We start from the raw sequence: 17,611 nt of genomic DNA on the forward strand, positions 1-17,611 counted from the left end.
ACCTCCGATTTGAGGTCATGTTTATTGGCTTTTGTTAGCATATCCTAATGATTTTGCTGCTATCAACAGATTTGTAATTAGAAGCGAGCGCGCACTTAATACTAGGCGAGTTTAAAAAAGATTATTACTTTCGCAAAAGATTTCAGTGCGGCTTTCAGTCCGATTTGATACAGAGCTAGGAGGCCGTTTGGAAATTTTGATTAGAAGGAGGGTATCTGATCATTAATCCCACTGATTTAACGATTAAGATAAATCGTACTGCTTTGCAAAACCATGTATTGATTAAACTCGAATACCAAATTGGCTTACAAAGCGATTATTTCTACCACTTGCTATCACCAATAGACTTTCATTGACATAGGGTAACGGAAAAATATGAACTATGTCATTCTATCTCATCATACTCATGATTTCGCTCGCCGGACCGCTGGCATTGAGTTTTGAAAAAAATCTTCGGCTTTATAAACGTTGGAAATACCTGCTGCCGGCTATTTTTATTACAATGTTGGTTTTTGTTATTTGGGATATCATTTTTACCCACAGGGGGATTTGGTATTTTAATCCCGTTTATAATTCCGGTATTTACATCTTTAAGCTTCCTTTGGAAGAATACCTTTTTTTTCTAATCATTCCGTATGCTTGCGCTTTTTCGTTCTACGCGCTTCAATTTCATTTTCCTAAATTGAAGATGAATGAGCGGTTTACTAAAGTGTTGACTTTTTTGATAATAGCGTTATCGGCAATAGCTGCATTACACTATAGCGATTTTACCTATACTTTTGTTGCTTTACTTGTTTTGCCAGTCGTACTTTTGTTTAGTTATTATTTTGCTAGGGAAGTGGTACAATACTATTTGGCGGTATATCCTATTTTACTCATTCCATTTTTTATCATCAATGGAATCCTGACCGGAACGGGAATCGAACAAGCTGTTTTTGATTACCACCCTCAGGCCATATTGGGAATTCGTATTTTTTCAATTCCTATTGAAGACGTATTGTATAATTTTTCATTGCTCTTATTGCCATTAACACTGACCCATATATTTGAAATGAAATTTACTAGAAACAAAAACGAATGAGGGTAGGGGTCATAGGATCTGGGATAGGCGGTTTGGCCATTGCGTGCCGAATGGCATCAAAGGGTCACGAAGTAACCGTTTTTGAAAAAAATGCTACTCCCGGCGGGAAAATTGGTGAGTTTACTTTAAAAGGGTACCGGTTCGATACGGGGCCGTCTTTATTTACCATGCCTGAATTAGTACGTGAACTTTATGCAGCGGCCGGCGAAAGTGTTCCGTCGACCTTTACGTATACTAAGTTAGACGTGCATTGCAAATATTTTTATAACAGCGGTGAGCAGCTGGTAGCTTGGTCCGACCAACAAAAATTCGCTGAAGAATGCGCCCAAAAGTTTGGGGAGGACCCAGCTAACATTTTCGAATATTTTAAGAGGGCTTCGCTAATCTATAAGATAACAGCGGATATTTTCCTTTTCAACTCTTTACATAAGGTGAAGAATTTTTTGAAGCTGTCGGTTTTGAAATCCTTACTTCAGGTACATAAAATCCGTTTTTATAAAACCATGAACGCGGAGAATAGGAACAATTTCAAAAGTCCGTTGCTCGTTCAGCTCTTCAATAGGTATGCAACGTACAACGGATCGGACCCCTATAAGGCACCGGCTACCTTAAATGTAATAGCGCATCTTGAAAATAACATCGGAACCTATCTGCCTGATCAGGGAATCTATTCCATTGTCCAGCATATTTATGAGCTCGCCCTGAAGAAAGGGGTTCGGTTTGAATTTAATTCGTTGGTGACGTCTATTGACATCAAAAATAAGAAAGCCGTAGGGCTAAGTGTTGGCGATACCAAATTTGCATTCGATAGTATCGTATCGGATTCCGACATCAATTACGTTATGGCCAACCTGATGAAGCATCCTTTAAAAAAACGATTCGATCGCTTAGAGCCCTCATCGTCGGCCTTGGTTTTCTACTGGGGGATAAAAAAGGAGTTCCCCGAGCTTGATGTGCATAACATTCTGTTCAGCGGGGATTACAAAAGGGAGTTTACCAATCTATTTGAAGAAAAAATCATCGATAACGATCCGACGGTATATATTTTCGTTAGTTCAAAAATGATTAAAAGCGATGCGCCAAAAAATTGCGAAAACTGGTTCGTTATGGTCAACGCACCAACTAACAGCGAAGAGAATTGGGAAGAACTAATTCGTACTACCAGGCAAAATATTGTAGATAAAATCAACAAATCGCTTAAAACCAAAATTGAGGACCATATTGAATGCGAAAAGATCGCCTCACCTATTACCATCGCTCAAGATACCCTGAGTAAAGGAGGCGCCCTCTACGGTAATTCATCAAATTCTATCTTTTCCGCATTTTTAAGGCATCCGAATTTTATCAAAAGCACTAAAAATCTGTATTTCGTCGGGGGAAGCGTTCACCCGGGCGGGGGAATGCCGCTATGTTTAGCAAGTGCTAAAATTGTTGATAATGAAATTTTGGCACCTTAAATGAATCGGATACTAAAATATATAATAAGTGAGAGACTTCCAATAGCGTTTATCGTTCTCTATTGTGGCGGCTTGGCATTATATATTTCCCCACTTACCCGTGACCTATTTATTTTAGTAACGCCTTATACCCTGGTTTTGGTTGCAGCGGCCATTTTTTCTCATCATAAGGAATGGAATATAAAAACGGTTGCCGTATTTGTCAGCATTTTTGTCCTGAGTTTTATGATGGAGATGATCGGTGTAGCCACCGGTAAATTATTCGGCTCGTATACTTATGGCAGAGGGCTCGGTGTGAAAATAGCCGATGTACCCATCGTTATTGGCCTGAATTGGGTGTTTCTGGTATATGCTTCCAATAGTATTGTCTCTAAATATACTTCAAGCAACAGTTTGATCGTTATAGGTGCGGCAACTTTAATGGTAGTATATGATGTGTTACTAGAGAAGGTTGCGCCCCTAATGGAGATGTGGCAATTCGTAGAAAACGATCCACCGCTCCTAAATTATGTGGTATGGTTTTTAATGGCCTTATTTTTTAACGCGTTGATTCAATATTTTAGAATAAATACCCAAAATAGTCCGGCACGCTGGTTATTCTGTATCCAATTCGGCTTTTTTATGATTATAGTGATGCATAATATTTATATTTAAAAAATGATACGAGCCAATCATAAAAGCCATTGGGTAAAATTTTCCAGATTTTACACAAAAACATTGATCGGCTTTTTTTTTGGAAGTGTCAAGTATCATGGTCAATACGAAGAAAAAGGGCTACCTATTCTCATGATTAGCAATCATTTTTCATTTTATGATGGCTTCATTCAAATTTTATTGAACCTCAAAATCTATAAGCGTAGGTTCCATTTTATGATGCTTGAGAAAGAACTTCGTAAGAATATGATATTGACGAAAATCGGTGCATGCTCGATCAGCAAAGGCAAACGCTCCAGTTTAGCCAGTCTTGATTATGCCGTTGAGGTACTACAGGATAAAGGAAACTTGTTTTTGTTTTTCCCTCAAGGAAGGATCAAAAGTCTTTATACAAGGCAATTCAGTTTTGAAAAAGGCTTACTTTCACATATTTTGGAGAATGTTAAGAACGATTTCGAACTGGTGTTCAATGTCAATCTTATCCATTATGGAACGAATCTTAAACCCGATATTTGCGTATATTACGAGACGCAGCAGATAAATGCCGATACCGATGCAAAAGCCGTAGAAAACGCTTTTAATCGTTTCGCAAAAGCGTGCTTTACTAAACAAGGGGCCGAATGATCTATTTCTGTTATTTTTTGATAGGTTTACTCTTCATCAGGGTACTCGTGGCATTGGTCAATTTTCTGTCCTTCGCTTATTTGCCAAAGAAGGCTCCATTAAAAATTCTCCCCTCGGTTTCTATATTGATACCCGCGCGCGACGAGGAAGCGAACATCGGTGGGTTGCTTGAACAATTGTCCACCTTGGAATACGATCCTCTTGAGATTATCGTCTACAACGACCATTCATCCGATCAAACGGAAAGTGTCGTCAAGCATTGGGCAACGCTTCACCCTACCATCAGAATAATCAATGGACAGCAACCTCCGCACGGTTGGCTAGGTAAGAACTATGCTTGCCATCAATTGGCACAAGCGGCTACCGGTAGCATATTGCTTTTTTTGGATGCCGATGTTAGTCTAAAAAAAGACCTAATCAATCGCAGCATTGGTCATTTTCAGCGCAGGCAACTACATTTGTTGTCGATATTTCCAAAGCAAATCGTAACAACGTTTGGTGAAAAAGTCTCCGTACCGTTAATGAATTGGATCTTGTTGAGCTTACTTCCACTCTCACTTATCCGAAAGTCGAACAATGAAGCTTTTTCGGCGGCCAACGGGCAATTTATGATGTTCAAAGCGGATACCTATAAGACATTATGGCCGCATGAAAGCTATAAATCGCATAGGGTAGAGGATATCGCAATACTGAGATTATTCAAACGAGAAAATTTGGCAAGTGATACCCGCTTGGGCGATAACGATATTACCTGCCGAATGTATGATGGACTGGATGCCGCTATTGAGGGTTTTACAAAAAACATCTTTCAGCTTTTCGGAAATAGCATCTTGGCTACTGCCTTTTTTGCAATTGTGACTACGATTGCGCCATTTGTGCTTTATAATCATATGGGATTGGCCTGGTTAGGGGTGTATATGGCTGGAATCATATCCATTCGGATTTTTGTAAGTTTGGCCAGCCGACAAGCTGTCGTTCAAAACGTCGTATTGGCATTTCCGCAACACCTTGTGCTTCTTATCATCATCATTCAAGGACTTATTAATAGCAAACGGAAGAAAATTCTATGGAAAGGCCGCAATATTTTACAAGGACAATAATACTTATAACTATCCTATTGCTTTCCGTTCAATCAGGTTTTTCACAAACAGCCTATCGCGATTCGATTTACAAAGCCTATTCACGCGGAAAAATGGACAAGTGGTACGACATCATGACCACGTATGAAAAGAAAGTCGATGTGAAGAGCAAAGCGGAGCAATTGGAACTGATCAGCTATTACTACGGATACACAGCGTGGTTGATCGGGGCTGAAAAAAATGACACCGCTGAGTTGTATATCGATAAGTCCGAGAAGATTATTGATGAGTTGTTGGAAACTTCCCCTGAGGATCCTACCCTGCTAGCCTTCAAAGGGTCTTTTATTGCGTTTACTATCGGTATCACGAATTTGAAGGCCATATATCTAGGTCCGAAGAGCATGCGATATATAAACAAATCGATTGAACTAGATCCCGAAAACATTCAGGGCAATATCGAAAAAGGGAACTCGATGTATTACATGCCATCCGCTTTTGGCGGGGACAAGGCCGAAGCTATCGAATACTACCTCAAAGCGATAGCGGGTTTTGAAGACCAGGAACTGGTAGTGAACAATTGGATGTACATCAACACCATGACCGCCTTGGGTCAAGCGTATGAAGCGACCGAGCAAATACAATTGGCCAAATTATGTTACGAAAAAATAATACGCATATTCCCCAATTTCATGTGGGTCGAAGATGAACTGTATCCTGATCTGCTGAAACGGCACAAGCTATAACGTACGAACGCACGTCATGAAATTGAATTTGTACAAATTAGTACCGACCTGTTTAAAATGCTGCCTACTCTTTGTTTTTATATTTCCTTCTTGTCCCGTATACGGTCAGGGCGTGCCGAATGATGAGACTCTCGATCTTCGCAACGTACCACCTCGAATTATTAGAGCCTGTTGTTTTTTCGGCTATGACATCAAATTATGGGGGGTTCCGTTCGTTACCATCGATCAGGTAATTACGGTTGACGATTTGGGCGAACACCATTATATGGGGAGTAGGAAGGAGGGTATCGGAACTATATATTCCCATAAAGGCGGTTTTATCGATATAGGCCATCTACGGGATCAAATCGATTGGACGCGCTATCTGTACGCCACGATTATGGAGAGTAGGGGTAAAGGGGAAATAGTCTTGCCCTTGCGTAACGAGGCGGGACGCAAGACACTTTATTTGAACATTCCGGACGAGTTTGAGGCTCAGGATTGTATCTTATTAGCGGGAAAAATTACGTATGATCTTTCCCTGTGGCACGAAATTTCTACCTGGTTCGGCGCATCGGCGATTCCTTTGATACCGGAAAAATTTTCCAGTTTTTCTGTAGAGGATGTGTATTCGAACTTGTTGGGTATACATGTAGGGATGAAAACGTTGCAATCGGAGCTCCCTTTTAACCTCGCAGCGACAAAGTTCATCATATCGACCTTAGACAGTTTGGCAGTGGTAGAGACCGCACAAGAGACCTATAATGCGTACGATGCCGTTCAGGGAAAATGGTACACCAAAAAGAAACGAGTACCCCGCTCACAGATTACATTAAGACGAGACCCCGATGTCTTGGAGTCGAGTCGTCCGTGGTTAGTCCCGGATTCGACGGGTGCCACCGAGAATCCGATTGTTTTAGCCGTACCCTTGTCTACCACGGAGGGGCAGTTACTTACCGATTTTTATCGATTGACCATCGATTTGAACTACAGGTTTCCGGTGGAAGCGCTTTTTCCGAATAGCCAACATAGTCTTATCGATCAGGATGACTTTGGAGTGTTATTGAAGCACATAAGCAAGGAGTTACAGCTCATGGAACAGGAGATGATGGTCGAGAAAAAATAAAATTCCCGAGTTAAGCTACTGTATACGGAATTGTGGAACACCCTTATGAAGGTTTTTCCGCTATGGATTTGGTTGCGAAGAAGTTGGCCTAAGGAATAAAATCGATGCGACCCGATAGTACCTTGGCTTTCACGAGCTAAAGATTAGATGGTTCATTTCTTCAATCTTCGTACGCCGGATTTAATTGCTTGGGAATCGGCGCATTGGTTTCATCCCACCATTTTTGCAAATATCCCAACATTTCGGTTGTTTTTTCAGGATTTTGAAGGGCAAGGTTACTTCCTTCTCCAATGTCTTGCGCTAGGTCATAAAGTTCAACTTCATTATTTTCGAAATAATAATGCAGCTTCCAATTTTCATATCTTATCGCGGAACCGGGACGTGTTCTGAACAGGGAATCGCGGTTTTCGTTGTCGCGAACATTATACGCCTGTAAATAAATGGGAAAATGCCAATACAAGGGGCGTTTCAATTCGTTCGCTTTTTTTTCTAAAATTTGGGAAAGATCCGTTCCGTCCAAATCGATTTGATTTGAATCGATTCCGGTAAAATTCAAAATGGTCGGAAAGAGGTCCAAATGGGTAATGGGTATATCGCTTTTAGAGTTTGCTTTTATCCTATCGTTCATCACGAAAAAAAAGGGTTCGCGAATACCGCCTTCATAATAGCTTCCCTTGCCTGCTCTCAAAGGTAGTTGTTTTGTAATGCCGTATAAGCCTCCATTATCCGAAGTGAAAATGATAAGTGTATTGTTGAACAGTCCCTTCTCCTTTATCTTAGAAATCAATAGTCCGATATTCCTGTCCAGATTTTCCACCATAGTGGCGTACGCCGGGTTTCCTTGGCCCTCCCAACTGGGTTTTCGGGTATACTTCTCTAAAAGCGAATCAATAGGCTGTATAGGGGTATGCACCGCATAGGGTGCGTAGTACAGAAAAAAGGGCTGTTGAACGGTGTCGACAAAGCTTAGGGTTTTCTCCATAATCAAATCGGTCAGATGCTTGTTCTCACCACCTTTGATGTTGACGTTTTCGTAAGGTGGATAGTAACTTTTGGGAAGTCCATTGAATCCACCACCAATATTTACTTCAAACCCATATTCTAAAGGGTTTTTACTCAAATGCCATTTTCCTGCATGACAGGTGTTATAGCCTTTCTGATGTAATAGTTCAGGTAAGACCTTATGTTTTTTCGATAAAATAACTGTGTTTTCAACAGGTATCAGCTTGCGATGTTTCGATGCTCCCCTTTCGGAAGAATTCACGGTGTATATACCATGTCGGGGCGTCCACTTGCCTGTCATCAAAGAGGCCCTACTCGGGGCGCAATTGGCAGCAGCGGCATAGCCATTAGTAAACACCATACCCAAACTGGCCAAATAATCGATATTGGGGGTCTCATAATACGAGCTCCCCATAAAGCCCACATCCTTCCAACCCATATCATCCACGTTTATGATTACAACGTTGGGTTTGATTTCCTGTGAGGTAGTCAAGTGGCTCGATAAGATGGCGATAGATAATACAAAATATTGAAGAATTTTGTTGTCATTGCTTCCCAGTAGGGGAATACTAGGAATTAAGGACTTCACATTATCGGAAATTGTAGTTTTTATACTCGTGAGAAATCCAGATATCATGTCTATGCAATTTTTCGTATAATACAATTGGCAAATTACAAGGTGACTATTGTGGCTTTCTTCGATACCGTATCGAATAGGCCACAAGTCGGTTCACCTTTAAAGCCAAGTATTTCGCCTGGGTTCATCAATAAACAATTTCCTATGATTTCTTTATTGGAAATATGGCTATGACCACAAAAAACCGCTTCAAAATCGTTGGATTTGGCCAATGCCTTCGCATAGAAAGGATAATGGGTTATCGCGATTCGTACACCATCAATCTTTAAATCGGCATATTCGCCGTAGAGTTTTAAATTGGGGGCTTCTGCTTCGGCAAATTTTAAAATGGAAAATCGATCACCGTCCCCGTTACCGAATACGCAATGAATATCGCAGTCAAATAATTTAGACATTACTTTAGCGGGAATGGGCGAACAAAAATCCCCACAAAAAATGAGTGCTTCGACCTTTTCTTTGTCGAAAATCTTCTTTGATTTTTTTAGGTTGTCGATATGATCATGAATATCGGATAGAATGCCTATTTTCATCTTTTCGATTTTATTTTTCTTTTACCTCCGGTTTGGGGGTAAAAGGTGTGATACCAAATGCAGGGTAGACTTCACTGGGATAGTAAAATGTACCTCCTCTGGAAACCATTGCGATTGTTTTTATAGCCTTGATGTCGTCTACAGGATTCCCTGGAATTAGAAAGAAATCGGCGAACTTACCAGGTGCAATGCTTCCAAGGTTTTCATCTCCTAAATATTGCGCCATATCATAGGTGGCGAGTTTTAATAGCTCAGCGGGTGTATACCCCAATTGTTGGTACAGCTCCAATTCCCGATGGTAAAAGAAAGCACCGCCTAAATCGGTACCCGGTACGATAAAGATTCCTTTCTCTTTCATCATTTTCAAGGTCTCTACAATTTTTTCATAACCTTCACGATACGCTTTGTCATCTTCGGGCGAAGCTACATCGGCCAAGGCTACCTTAAACCCACGTTGCGAGTTTGGGGGCATATGGTCTATGAAGTCCTTGGTGCCTTCCCAAATCTCGCCATTTCTAGCTTTCATCAATACCTCATGGATGGCCAACGTGGGATCCATAGCGGTTTTATTGTTTACAAATAAATTTATCGATTCCTGCACTTTGGGGCTGTTTAGATCTAAGCCAGGAAACCGCTTTAGCGCAGTCAGCCGCAGTAGGGTACGGGTGTCTTCCTCGGGTTCTAAAACCCAACCCAACATGGTTTGGTTGATATGGGTCATTTCGTCAAAACCAGCACTTAGCATGGCATTGGCATTAGAGAATGCGGGTACGTGCCCACAGACGAACATGCCGTACCCATGTGCCCTTTCAACAATGGCCGGTGCCCAATCGCCGTTCATTGAGTTGTACAGCTTCACGCCATAGAAACCCTTATCATGATAGGTGTCCACCGCGGCCAAGGCCTCCTCCTCGCTCGAAACCAAAATTCCGTTATTGGCACTGTATTCACTTTCTCCTTCTATAAAGCCCAAACGATGGACTCTAGGTCCTGCCAAAATTCCCGAATTAATTTTTTGTATCAATTCGTCCAACACCTCATTGTCGTTCCCCATATCCCTGAATGTTGTGATACCGGCCAAGACATTCAACAGGGCACCTTCGTCGCCGGTGTGGGCATGCATTTCGTACATTCCGGCCACCAGGGTGCCACCAGCTCCATTAATGACTACTTCATCGTCACCAGTGGCGTCTGCGGCATCTATACTCACAATCTTCTCGCCATCTACCAATACGGATGAAGGTGCGGATAGTGCCAAGGTGTTAGGGTCGAATATTTTAACGTTGGCGATTCGCACTTTTTTTCCATAGTCATGGGCATATTCTTTTTGCAGTGATTCAAAGCGCTCCGTAGAATATTTTTCCGCGTAGGCCCTTAGTTCTTTTTCCTGCTTTTCAAACCCCTCTCGCACAATTACGAAAGACGGACTGATTACCGCGAATAAACGTTGGTTGTTATCGGCGATAAAGTAAGAGGGATTTAAATCCGCTCCAGACATCGCATAGGTGGTAAGGTCAACCTTGGTCGAATCTACCGTGATGCTCGTCTTTTCCATCTCTGTAAGCTTCAGCGTACCTGCTGGTAGTACATCGGCCGAAAAATCAGGGGATTTCAATAAACTACGTGCGGTAAGAATGGTCGAATACGGACTCCCGGATTGATTTACGTACCATAAGGGAGCAGTAACAGTTGTACTATCGCTCCCGGTAGCGTCGGTCCAAGAAGCAGCGCTTCCTTCAAAAGTAAAGTGCTCGTCAACGGTATTCCCAAAAGTAGTGTTTCCGGTTATATCCCATCGCACAGGAAAACCATCCGTATTTAAAACGATGGTTTCGTTCATAGTGGGGCCGCGACCGTTGTTCTTGTAATCGTAATCTATTTGAATCGTATCTCTGACAGTCCGGGTTTTAAGATGACCGATGACGGTACTGCCAAAAATAACGGAATAGGTTTCGTCTCCTTGAAAATCGACCAAGGAAGAAACTTTATCGACTTCTTGGTTACAGGAAATGAGCAATACTAAAATAAAGGGCATTAACGGCATTCGTAGTTTCATAGTTGGTTGATTTTTAATAGGGTATCAAGATAGTAATTAAAATAGTGACCAGCCGCGCTTATCTTTAAAGGCCTTCACCGATTGAAGTAAAATCAATACGATAGAAATCGAACAGGCCGACAGCCATGTCAAACGTATCCTAGAGCACTGGGGGTGCAATATACCTAATGATAAGAGTAATCCATCTGAAGAGGTGCCTGAGATGCAAACAACATAAAGAAAAAGAGTCACTGCTGCTATAAAAGAAGCGATTTTCGGAATTAAATTCTATTTAAGGTCAAAAATGGGCGTTCTGGTCAGCGAATATCCGTTTACGATATATTAATATCCGACTTTCGCATCAATGGATAGTAGGGCTATCCTAAGATATGGTTTTAGTAGGTGGTACAAGGGGTATCGATTTTAGGCCAAAGCTCATTTAATTTCAATACATTCCGACTTTCCGGCAGACATATCCCCGTTTAGCCAATTCCAGTCAAATTCTAATTTCAATTTTTCCATGCTGAGCTTCTGAAATTGTACCTATCGATTGGCCTGCTTTCAGTTCGCCAATGGTCGTTAGGCATTGATATAGGAGTTCGATTTTTGAATCTTCAGTTTGTTTTCCAATTATAAGTACTGCCAATATTGAACCTCCTTTGTACTTACCAGTAATGGTAGTTCCTTTTTGTACACAATGAAAAATCGTTTCATCTGACGCTAATCCATTTTAATTTTCAATAGTCACAAATTTTTTGTTATCGAGGTTCATGAGGGCTGCTTTTTAATTAGCGACTACTGGTTTGCGTATTAATAAGTTGGAGGGGCTTGAATAAATTTAGCAAAAGAAAATGCACCGGAGAATTGGTGATTGCGAAGTGTCGGTTTTCGGGTATGCACAACCCAAGCAATTAGCCTTAGAATATAGGTAAGGAGAAGCAGTTTCCAAAATTTTCTTATTCTCTCTCTACCACGGTCCCATCGGGGTATTTTGCGAAACGCCCTTTTTCCCTGCTATGAACCTGATCGGGATACCGCCACGGCCAGCCCCCGAACTGCGTCAATCCGTAATCTTTCATCGTTGCCCGTATTTCCTCTTGGGTGTTCATGACAAACGGTCCGTGTTGCACCACTGGTTCCGCTATTGGTTTCCCTTGAAGCAAGATAAAATGAGCGGATTTGTCGGCTGTTTTAAGCATGACATCCGTACGGGGTCGTAATTGTATACCATGATTGATATGAACTTGTTGACCATCTATTTCGATATTGGAGCCCTCGTAGAAGTACAGCGTCCGGCTTACCTCGGTAAGGGCCTGTGGTAAGGTAAAATTTGTATTCGCCTCTACATGAATATTCCAGATGGCCACCTCATTGGCACTATCGGCAGCCCAGGAATCTGGGGCCGGGGCAGGGGCGGTCGTGTTTTTATAATTGCCTGCAATGACCTTAACCGTAGCACCTTCTTCTTCGATTACCGGGATTTCTTCATGCCATAACATCTTAAAGTGGGGCGGCACATACTTACTGGCCTTGGGAAGGTTCAACCAGATTTGAAAAAGCTCCAAAGGATTGTCCTTATCGGTATGCAGCAATGGAAACATCTCGGAATGCTGTACGCCGCTGCCTGCGGTCATCCACTGTACATCGCCTTCCCCGAATCGGCCTGCGGCGCCAAGGGAGTCCGAATGGTCGCAAAACCCTTTATTGACAATGGTAATGGTCTCAAAGCCACGATGTGGATGCGCTGGAAATCCCGGAATGGACTGCCCATGGTACATACGCCAACCGTCTTTGATGGTAAAATCATTGCCCAAGACCCTCCCTTCCAAGGACGCATCCGGACCCATTTCTTCGTTGCCCTTTGGATAATGGTCTAAGTGATAGACCGCGAATAGAAATGGATCCTGGGTTTGCCATGGAAAACCCAATGGGAATATACTTATGATACTATCTGTCATTTTATTTAAAATTTTAGTTCTTAATTAGAAGGACAATTCAAATACATTCTGTCAGTCCGTGCCTGTCGAGGACCCGCCCAACTTGCGCCTGCGATGCCATACTTGCCCGCTGACTGGTCGGTTCATTACAACTCTTGGTTGTCATTCGGCCTTACTTTAAGGCAGGCTCAAATGGGCTAATCATGTACTGCCGTATTTACCTCGATCCAATTGTTCTCCGGATCTTTGAGGTAGATTTGGCGCACCCCATCGGCCCTGTCGGTTATCGCATTTGGCGTTCCGGGCCAATCTGAGAATTCGATGTTGTTCGTTTTTAGGTGTGCAATAAAATCCTCCAGATTAGGGGTGGCCAAACACAGATGTACACTTTTGCTGTGCTCCAGAGCCACACTATCCTTTCCGATAAGATGTAACTGCGAATTGCCATGCACCCGAAACCATCTGAAATTAGGGTCGTTTCGCGGATGTGGAATCTCGTTCAGTTTTAAAATATTCTTGTAAAAGTCACCCACCGCTTTCAAGTCCTTTACGATAAAGGAGTAATGGTCGTATTGAAATTCGAAAGATTGGGCGCTCAGCCATTGCACATTGATGGCAAGCACTAGGCAAAGAATTATTTTTTTCATGAAGTTTTATTTAACTCGAAAAGTAGCTAATTGTTTTGAGTATCGGAAATAACGGCAAAAGGCTTTCTGTGTGGAAATCAAAAAGGTAAATTACCGGGTTCCCGACAACGAATACTTTCACTAGTTTACCTGAACGAATTTCCCGTACCTGATAGCACCTTTTGTTTCATAGGGCCCTGATGACCTTACAGGGATTTCCATAGGCTAACACCCCATCGGGAATATCTTTGCTAACGACCGAACCAGCGCCAATGGTCACATCGTGCCCGATGGTTACTCCCGGCATGATTACGGTATTTCCGCCAATCCATACATTATCCCCGATGGTTACAGGTTTGGTATTGGTACGATATCTGCTATGGCCATCCGAGGTGGCGACGATGCGTTCCGACGCTTTTAAAGGATGATTGGCCGTGTAGATTTGAACATAGGGTCCCAGGAGGCCATTTTTTCCTATGCTGATGGTATTGTTGTCCAAGAAAAAGCAATTGGCGTTTACAAAAGTGTGTGCTCCAATGAAAATGTGTTCCCCGTAATCACAAAAAAACGGTGCTTCGATCCATACACCTTCGCCCTTCACGTTCAAAAGTTGGTCTAGAAGTTCATCCCTTTTCTCCATATCGCTGGAATCAAGGTGGTTGTATTCTAAGATAAACTTCCGTGCCTGATGATAGCGGGCCAATAATTCGGAATCTCGGGAATCGTAATTGAGACCTGCAAGCATTTTTTCTTTTTCGGTCATATACTTTTTGCGCAATTAGAATTCTTGGACTCTTGGCTAAGTCTTCGTACCCCCTGGATTTAAGACTTCATGATATTTCCTACCGATATAGTTTAGTCTACTTTAGTAACGATTTTTATCAAACAGGAATACTAATCGCTCCCAATGGGTGGTGGCCCGTCGATCATGGGCTTGTACACTTCATCGCCCTTACGCGTCTTGAATTCCTCGGTCACCTTATTTACCAGTTTAGGATCATCAAACAGGTCTACGGCCGTCATGCCCAATGCCTTGGCGGCGTATAGCATTCCTTTGTGGCCGATGGACATGCCGCCACAGGCGACTACGGCCCAAGAATGCCAAGGCGTGCCTTTAGGTGCGACGGTAACCCCAAGATTGATGTTCGGTACATTCCAACTAACGTCACCTACATCGGTAGAGCCGCCTCCCGGACTTTCCAAGGTCTCTCGCAGGGGGTATATCTTACTGTCCATTCCGACTTCGGGCTTTTGTGTCGCCTTTTGTATCGCTTTTCCGAAGGCGGTTTCCTCTTGAGTATAGTTAATCGGCCCCAGCAGCTCTAAATTTGCTTGCATGATTTCCCCTCCAGAACGGTTGACCAAGGTTTCATAAATACCGGATACTAGGGTGATTTTATAATCTACGTTAGCCATTATCGCAGCGCCTTCGGCCATCGCTTTTACACGCTCATAAGTGGGTAACATTTTAGATCGTTTGGGGTCGCGTACGCGTACCCAAAGTTTCGCATAATCCGGCACCACATTAACGACCTGCCCACCGTCCTGAATGTGGTAATGAATTCTTGAAGTGGGCAGGATATGTTCGCGGTAATAGTTGATGCCCGTGGTGTAGAGTTCCAAGGCATCCGAAGCGCTACGCCCGTTCCATGGGTCCATAGAGGCATGGGCCGCTTGCCCGCTAAATTCTACGATAAAGTCGATCAATGACAAGCCACTTTGAACATCAGCTTCCGTTCCGGCGGACGGATGCCAACTTAAATTCACATCAACGTCATCCCATAGTCCTGCCTTTACCATCCAAACTTTGGCGAAGAATTTTTCCTCGGCAGGAGTACCAAGAAATTTAATGGTGCCGTTGAGCTTACCGGCTTCCATCAACTCTTTAATCGCAATAGCTGCGCCTAGACTAGAGGTGCCGAACATGTTATGACCACAACCGTGTCCGGCGGCACCAGCTTCCAAGGGTTCTTTAATAGGAGAGGCTTTTTGGGAAATTCCCGGGAGAGCATCAAATTCCCCCAATATACTAATGACCGGTTTTCCTGAACCATAGGTAGCTGTAAAGGCGGTCGGAATATCGGCAACACCTCGGGTAACTGTCATCCCGTTTTTTTCGGCATAATCGGCAAGTACCGCAGCGGATACCGATTCTTCAAAAGCGGTTTCGGCCAAAGCCCAAATCGAATCGCTTATTTTAATCAGTTCCGTTTTATGCGTTTCTACCGAAGCTATGACGGCTTTTTTGTTTTTAGATATTTTTTGTGCTGATAACGTGAAGGCCATGAGCGTACAAATTGCAAGTAGGAGGTGTTTTTTCATCATAAAATCATTGAATTAGCTATTATATTTAGTGTTCATATGTTCGTAGGAAGCCGTAATCAGCTGTTTTAACGAAGCCATATCGATATCGGCCAGACGTTTAACATATAGGCAACTTTTGGCCGTTTTGTACTTTCCCAAGTTCGCCATGATTTCAGGGTAACGTTCAAAGCCCGCCATGATGTAAATGGAAAGACTTTTACTTCGAGGGGAAAAGCCTGTAAGAATCGAATCGCCTTCCCGGCCCGATTCGTATTTGTAGTGATACGTCCCAAACCCGATGATGGTCGGCCCCCACATCACGGGATCGTGGCCCGTTACTTCTTTCATCAGCTGAACGAGCACAAAAGAATCGGCCCGTTGGGCCTCATCCTTTACGGTTTCCAAAAAGTCGGACACGGCGACGGTGGTGGGTTTGGTTTTGTTCTCAGCCATAGGAATCGTTCTCGGTTCAAAGATTGCTTTTAAATATACAAAAAAAGATAGGCTGCCGTATGATGAAACGTTTTTGATTGCTATTCATCAAAGTACAATAAATCAACTAGTTATGCGTTAAATAGCAGCTACTTATTTGAAAGGCGATTGTTCCAAATCTAATTAAATACAAACAACCATGAAATATATTCTCCATACCGCCATGTTCTTGGCCCTGATTGCCATACTAAGTGCCTGTAGCGCAACCAGTCAATTGACTATGGGCGTTAAAGAGCCGGCACGTGTTCCCATTCCGTCGGATGTGGTTCGAATCGGACTGATCAATCGCAGTGTTCCGGCCGAAGGAAACGAATCTTTGGATAAAATCGATAAAATTCTGTCTTTGGAAGGCCTGCGTTTAGATGAGCTGGGAGCCCAATCGGCATTAAATGGATTAAAGGCAGAACTGGAGCGCAGTGGCCGTTTCGAGTCCGTTTCGTTAATCGATGGTGTTGATTCGGTCAGAAAAGGTTTAGGGGTGTTCCCAGCACAAATGAGTTGGGACGATATCGACGCCATTTGTGATGCGCACAATGTAGATGTCATTTTCTCCTTGGAATTCTACGATACGGATACGAACGTCGGATACGAACAAAAAATGGTCAACATCCCCAACCCACTTGGTATCAAAGCGGAAGTACCAGGCCATAGAGTAACCATTCGCACTGCACTGAAAAACGGGTGGCGGGTCTACGATCCACATACCAAATACATTTTGGATGAATCTTCCTTTCAGGACAATTTGGTCTCCGTAGGAGAGGGCATCAATCCGTTCAAGGCTGTAGAGGCGATTGCAGGAAGAAAAGAGGCGGTACTGCAAACCAGCAATAATCTGGGCAATGCATACGGACTTAACATTCGCAACCTGACCAGGAGAGTTACTAGAATATATTATGTAAAAGGAACCGATAACTTTGAAATCGGTCAACGCAGAGCGCAGGCGGGAGATTGGAAAGGAGCTGCCGAATTATGGGAACGGGAACTGAGCCATCCCGATGCGAAAATCGCCGGCCGTGCTTTTTACAATATGGCGATAAGCAATGAGATAGATGGCAATCTAGACAGGGCACTCGAGTATGCCTCGAAGTCTTATACCGATTACAACAACAAAGATGCCCTGCGCTATGTAAACATTTTAAAATACAGAAAGCAACAGGTACGTGAGCTGGACAATCAGCTCTCAAAATAATTGAAAAAGAGAATCAAATAGAACAAATGCCCAAAAAGAGTGTTTCTCATCTTTTTTTTTGGGCATTTTCTTTTAAGGATACTTTCAACCTACTAAATGATACTGTTCGGATCAAG

The 17,611-nt window shown here is 42.8% G+C and carries 16 protein-coding genes; 8 read left to right on the plus strand and 8 right to left on the minus strand.

Going from position 1 to position 17,611, the window contains the following annotated elements:
* Positions 1 to 382 precede the first annotated feature (382 nt).
* The 7 genes from FGM00_RS06235 to FGM00_RS06265 all read left to right on the plus strand — a co-directional run bounded on the left by FGM00_RS06235 (position 383) and on the right by FGM00_RS06265 (position 6,743).
* Positions 383 to 1,081: a lycopene cyclase domain-containing protein gene (locus tag FGM00_RS06235; RefSeq protein ID WP_138852068.1), complete on the plus strand. Its 699-nt coding sequence runs from the start codon at positions 383 to 385 to the stop codon at positions 1,079 to 1,081.
* Entirely contained in the window at positions 1,078 to 2,538 is a 1,461-nt protein-coding gene (gene crtD / locus FGM00_RS06240) for a 1-hydroxycarotenoid 3,4-desaturase CrtD (RefSeq protein ID WP_138852069.1), read from the plus strand. The genes FGM00_RS06235 and crtD overlap by 4 nt, the downstream gene beginning before the upstream one ends.
* Entirely contained in the window at positions 2,539 to 3,192 is a 654-nt protein-coding gene (locus FGM00_RS06245) for a carotenoid biosynthesis protein (RefSeq protein WP_138852070.1), read from the plus strand. It abuts the gene before it with no gap.
* Positions 3,193 to 3,195: 3 nt separating this feature from the next.
* Entirely contained in the window at positions 3,196 to 3,816 is a 621-nt protein-coding gene (locus FGM00_RS06250) for a 1-acyl-sn-glycerol-3-phosphate acyltransferase (protein ID WP_138852071.1), read from the plus strand.
* A complete protein-coding gene (locus FGM00_RS06255; RefSeq protein ID WP_138852072.1) occupies positions 3,813 to 4,916 on the plus strand; it encodes a glycosyltransferase family 2 protein in 1,104 nt (367 codons plus the stop codon). Before FGM00_RS06250 ends, FGM00_RS06255 begins: the two co-directional genes overlap by 4 nt.
* 92 nt (positions 4,917 to 5,008) lie before the next feature.
* Positions 5,009 to 5,638, plus strand: a complete 630-nt coding sequence (locus FGM00_RS06260) for a tetratricopeptide repeat protein (RefSeq protein ID WP_175416194.1) — start codon at positions 5,009 to 5,011, stop codon at positions 5,636 to 5,638.
* A gap of 16 nt (positions 5,639 to 5,654) precedes the next feature.
* Positions 5,655 to 6,743, plus strand: coding sequence for a DUF4056 domain-containing protein (locus FGM00_RS06265; protein WP_138852074.1), 1,089 nt, complete (start codon positions 5,655 to 5,657; stop codon positions 6,741 to 6,743).
* A 160-nt stretch (positions 6,744 to 6,903) separates the two neighbouring features.
* Here FGM00_RS06265 and FGM00_RS06270 read toward each other — a convergent pair whose 3' ends face one another.
* The 8 genes from FGM00_RS06270 to FGM00_RS06310 form a co-directional block, all read right to left on the minus strand.
* A complete protein-coding gene (locus FGM00_RS06270) occupies positions 6,904 to 8,382 on the minus strand; it encodes a sulfatase (RefSeq protein ID WP_138852075.1) in 1,479 nt (492 codons plus the stop codon).
* Positions 8,383 to 8,417: 35 nt separating this feature from the next.
* Entirely contained in the window at positions 8,418 to 8,912 is a 495-nt protein-coding gene (locus tag FGM00_RS06275) for a YfcE family phosphodiesterase (protein WP_138852076.1), read from the minus strand.
* 10 nt (positions 8,913 to 8,922) lie between these two features.
* Positions 8,923 to 10,968 (minus strand): amidohydrolase family protein, encoded by a 2,046-nt coding sequence (locus tag FGM00_RS06280; RefSeq protein WP_138852077.1) that lies wholly within the window; start codon positions 10,966 to 10,968, stop codon positions 8,923 to 8,925.
* 935 nt (positions 10,969 to 11,903) lie between these two features.
* Positions 11,904 to 12,905, minus strand: coding sequence for a pirin family protein (locus tag FGM00_RS06290; RefSeq protein WP_138852078.1), 1,002 nt, complete (start codon positions 12,903 to 12,905; stop codon positions 11,904 to 11,906).
* Between the two features lie 176 nt (positions 12,906 to 13,081).
* Positions 13,082 to 13,531: a VOC family protein gene (locus FGM00_RS06295; protein WP_138852079.1), complete on the minus strand. Its 450-nt coding sequence runs from the start codon at positions 13,529 to 13,531 to the stop codon at positions 13,082 to 13,084.
* Between the two features lie 166 nt (positions 13,532 to 13,697).
* Positions 13,698 to 14,273, minus strand: a complete 576-nt coding sequence (locus FGM00_RS06300; RefSeq protein ID WP_138852080.1) for a sugar O-acetyltransferase — start codon at positions 14,271 to 14,273, stop codon at positions 13,698 to 13,700.
* 131 nt (positions 14,274 to 14,404) lie between these two features.
* Positions 14,405 to 15,832 (minus strand): amidohydrolase, encoded by a 1,428-nt coding sequence (locus tag FGM00_RS06305; RefSeq protein WP_138854644.1) that lies wholly within the window; start codon positions 15,830 to 15,832, stop codon positions 14,405 to 14,407.
* 15 nt (positions 15,833 to 15,847) lie between these two features.
* Entirely contained in the window at positions 15,848 to 16,267 is a 420-nt protein-coding gene (locus FGM00_RS06310) for a DUF1801 domain-containing protein (RefSeq protein WP_138852081.1), read from the minus strand.
* A gap of 178 nt (positions 16,268 to 16,445) precedes the next feature.
* Between FGM00_RS06310 and FGM00_RS06315 the strand changes: the two genes are divergently transcribed.
* Positions 16,446 to 17,495, plus strand: a complete 1,050-nt coding sequence (locus FGM00_RS06315) for a DUF6340 family protein (RefSeq protein WP_138852082.1) — start codon at positions 16,446 to 16,448, stop codon at positions 17,493 to 17,495.
* The last annotated feature ends 116 nt before the right edge of the window (positions 17,496 to 17,611 follow it).

Source organism: Aggregatimonas sangjinii, from assembly GCF_005943945.1.
In the GTDB taxonomy this organism is placed as follows: domain Bacteria; phylum Bacteroidota; class Bacteroidia; order Flavobacteriales; family Flavobacteriaceae; genus Pelagihabitans; species Pelagihabitans sangjinii.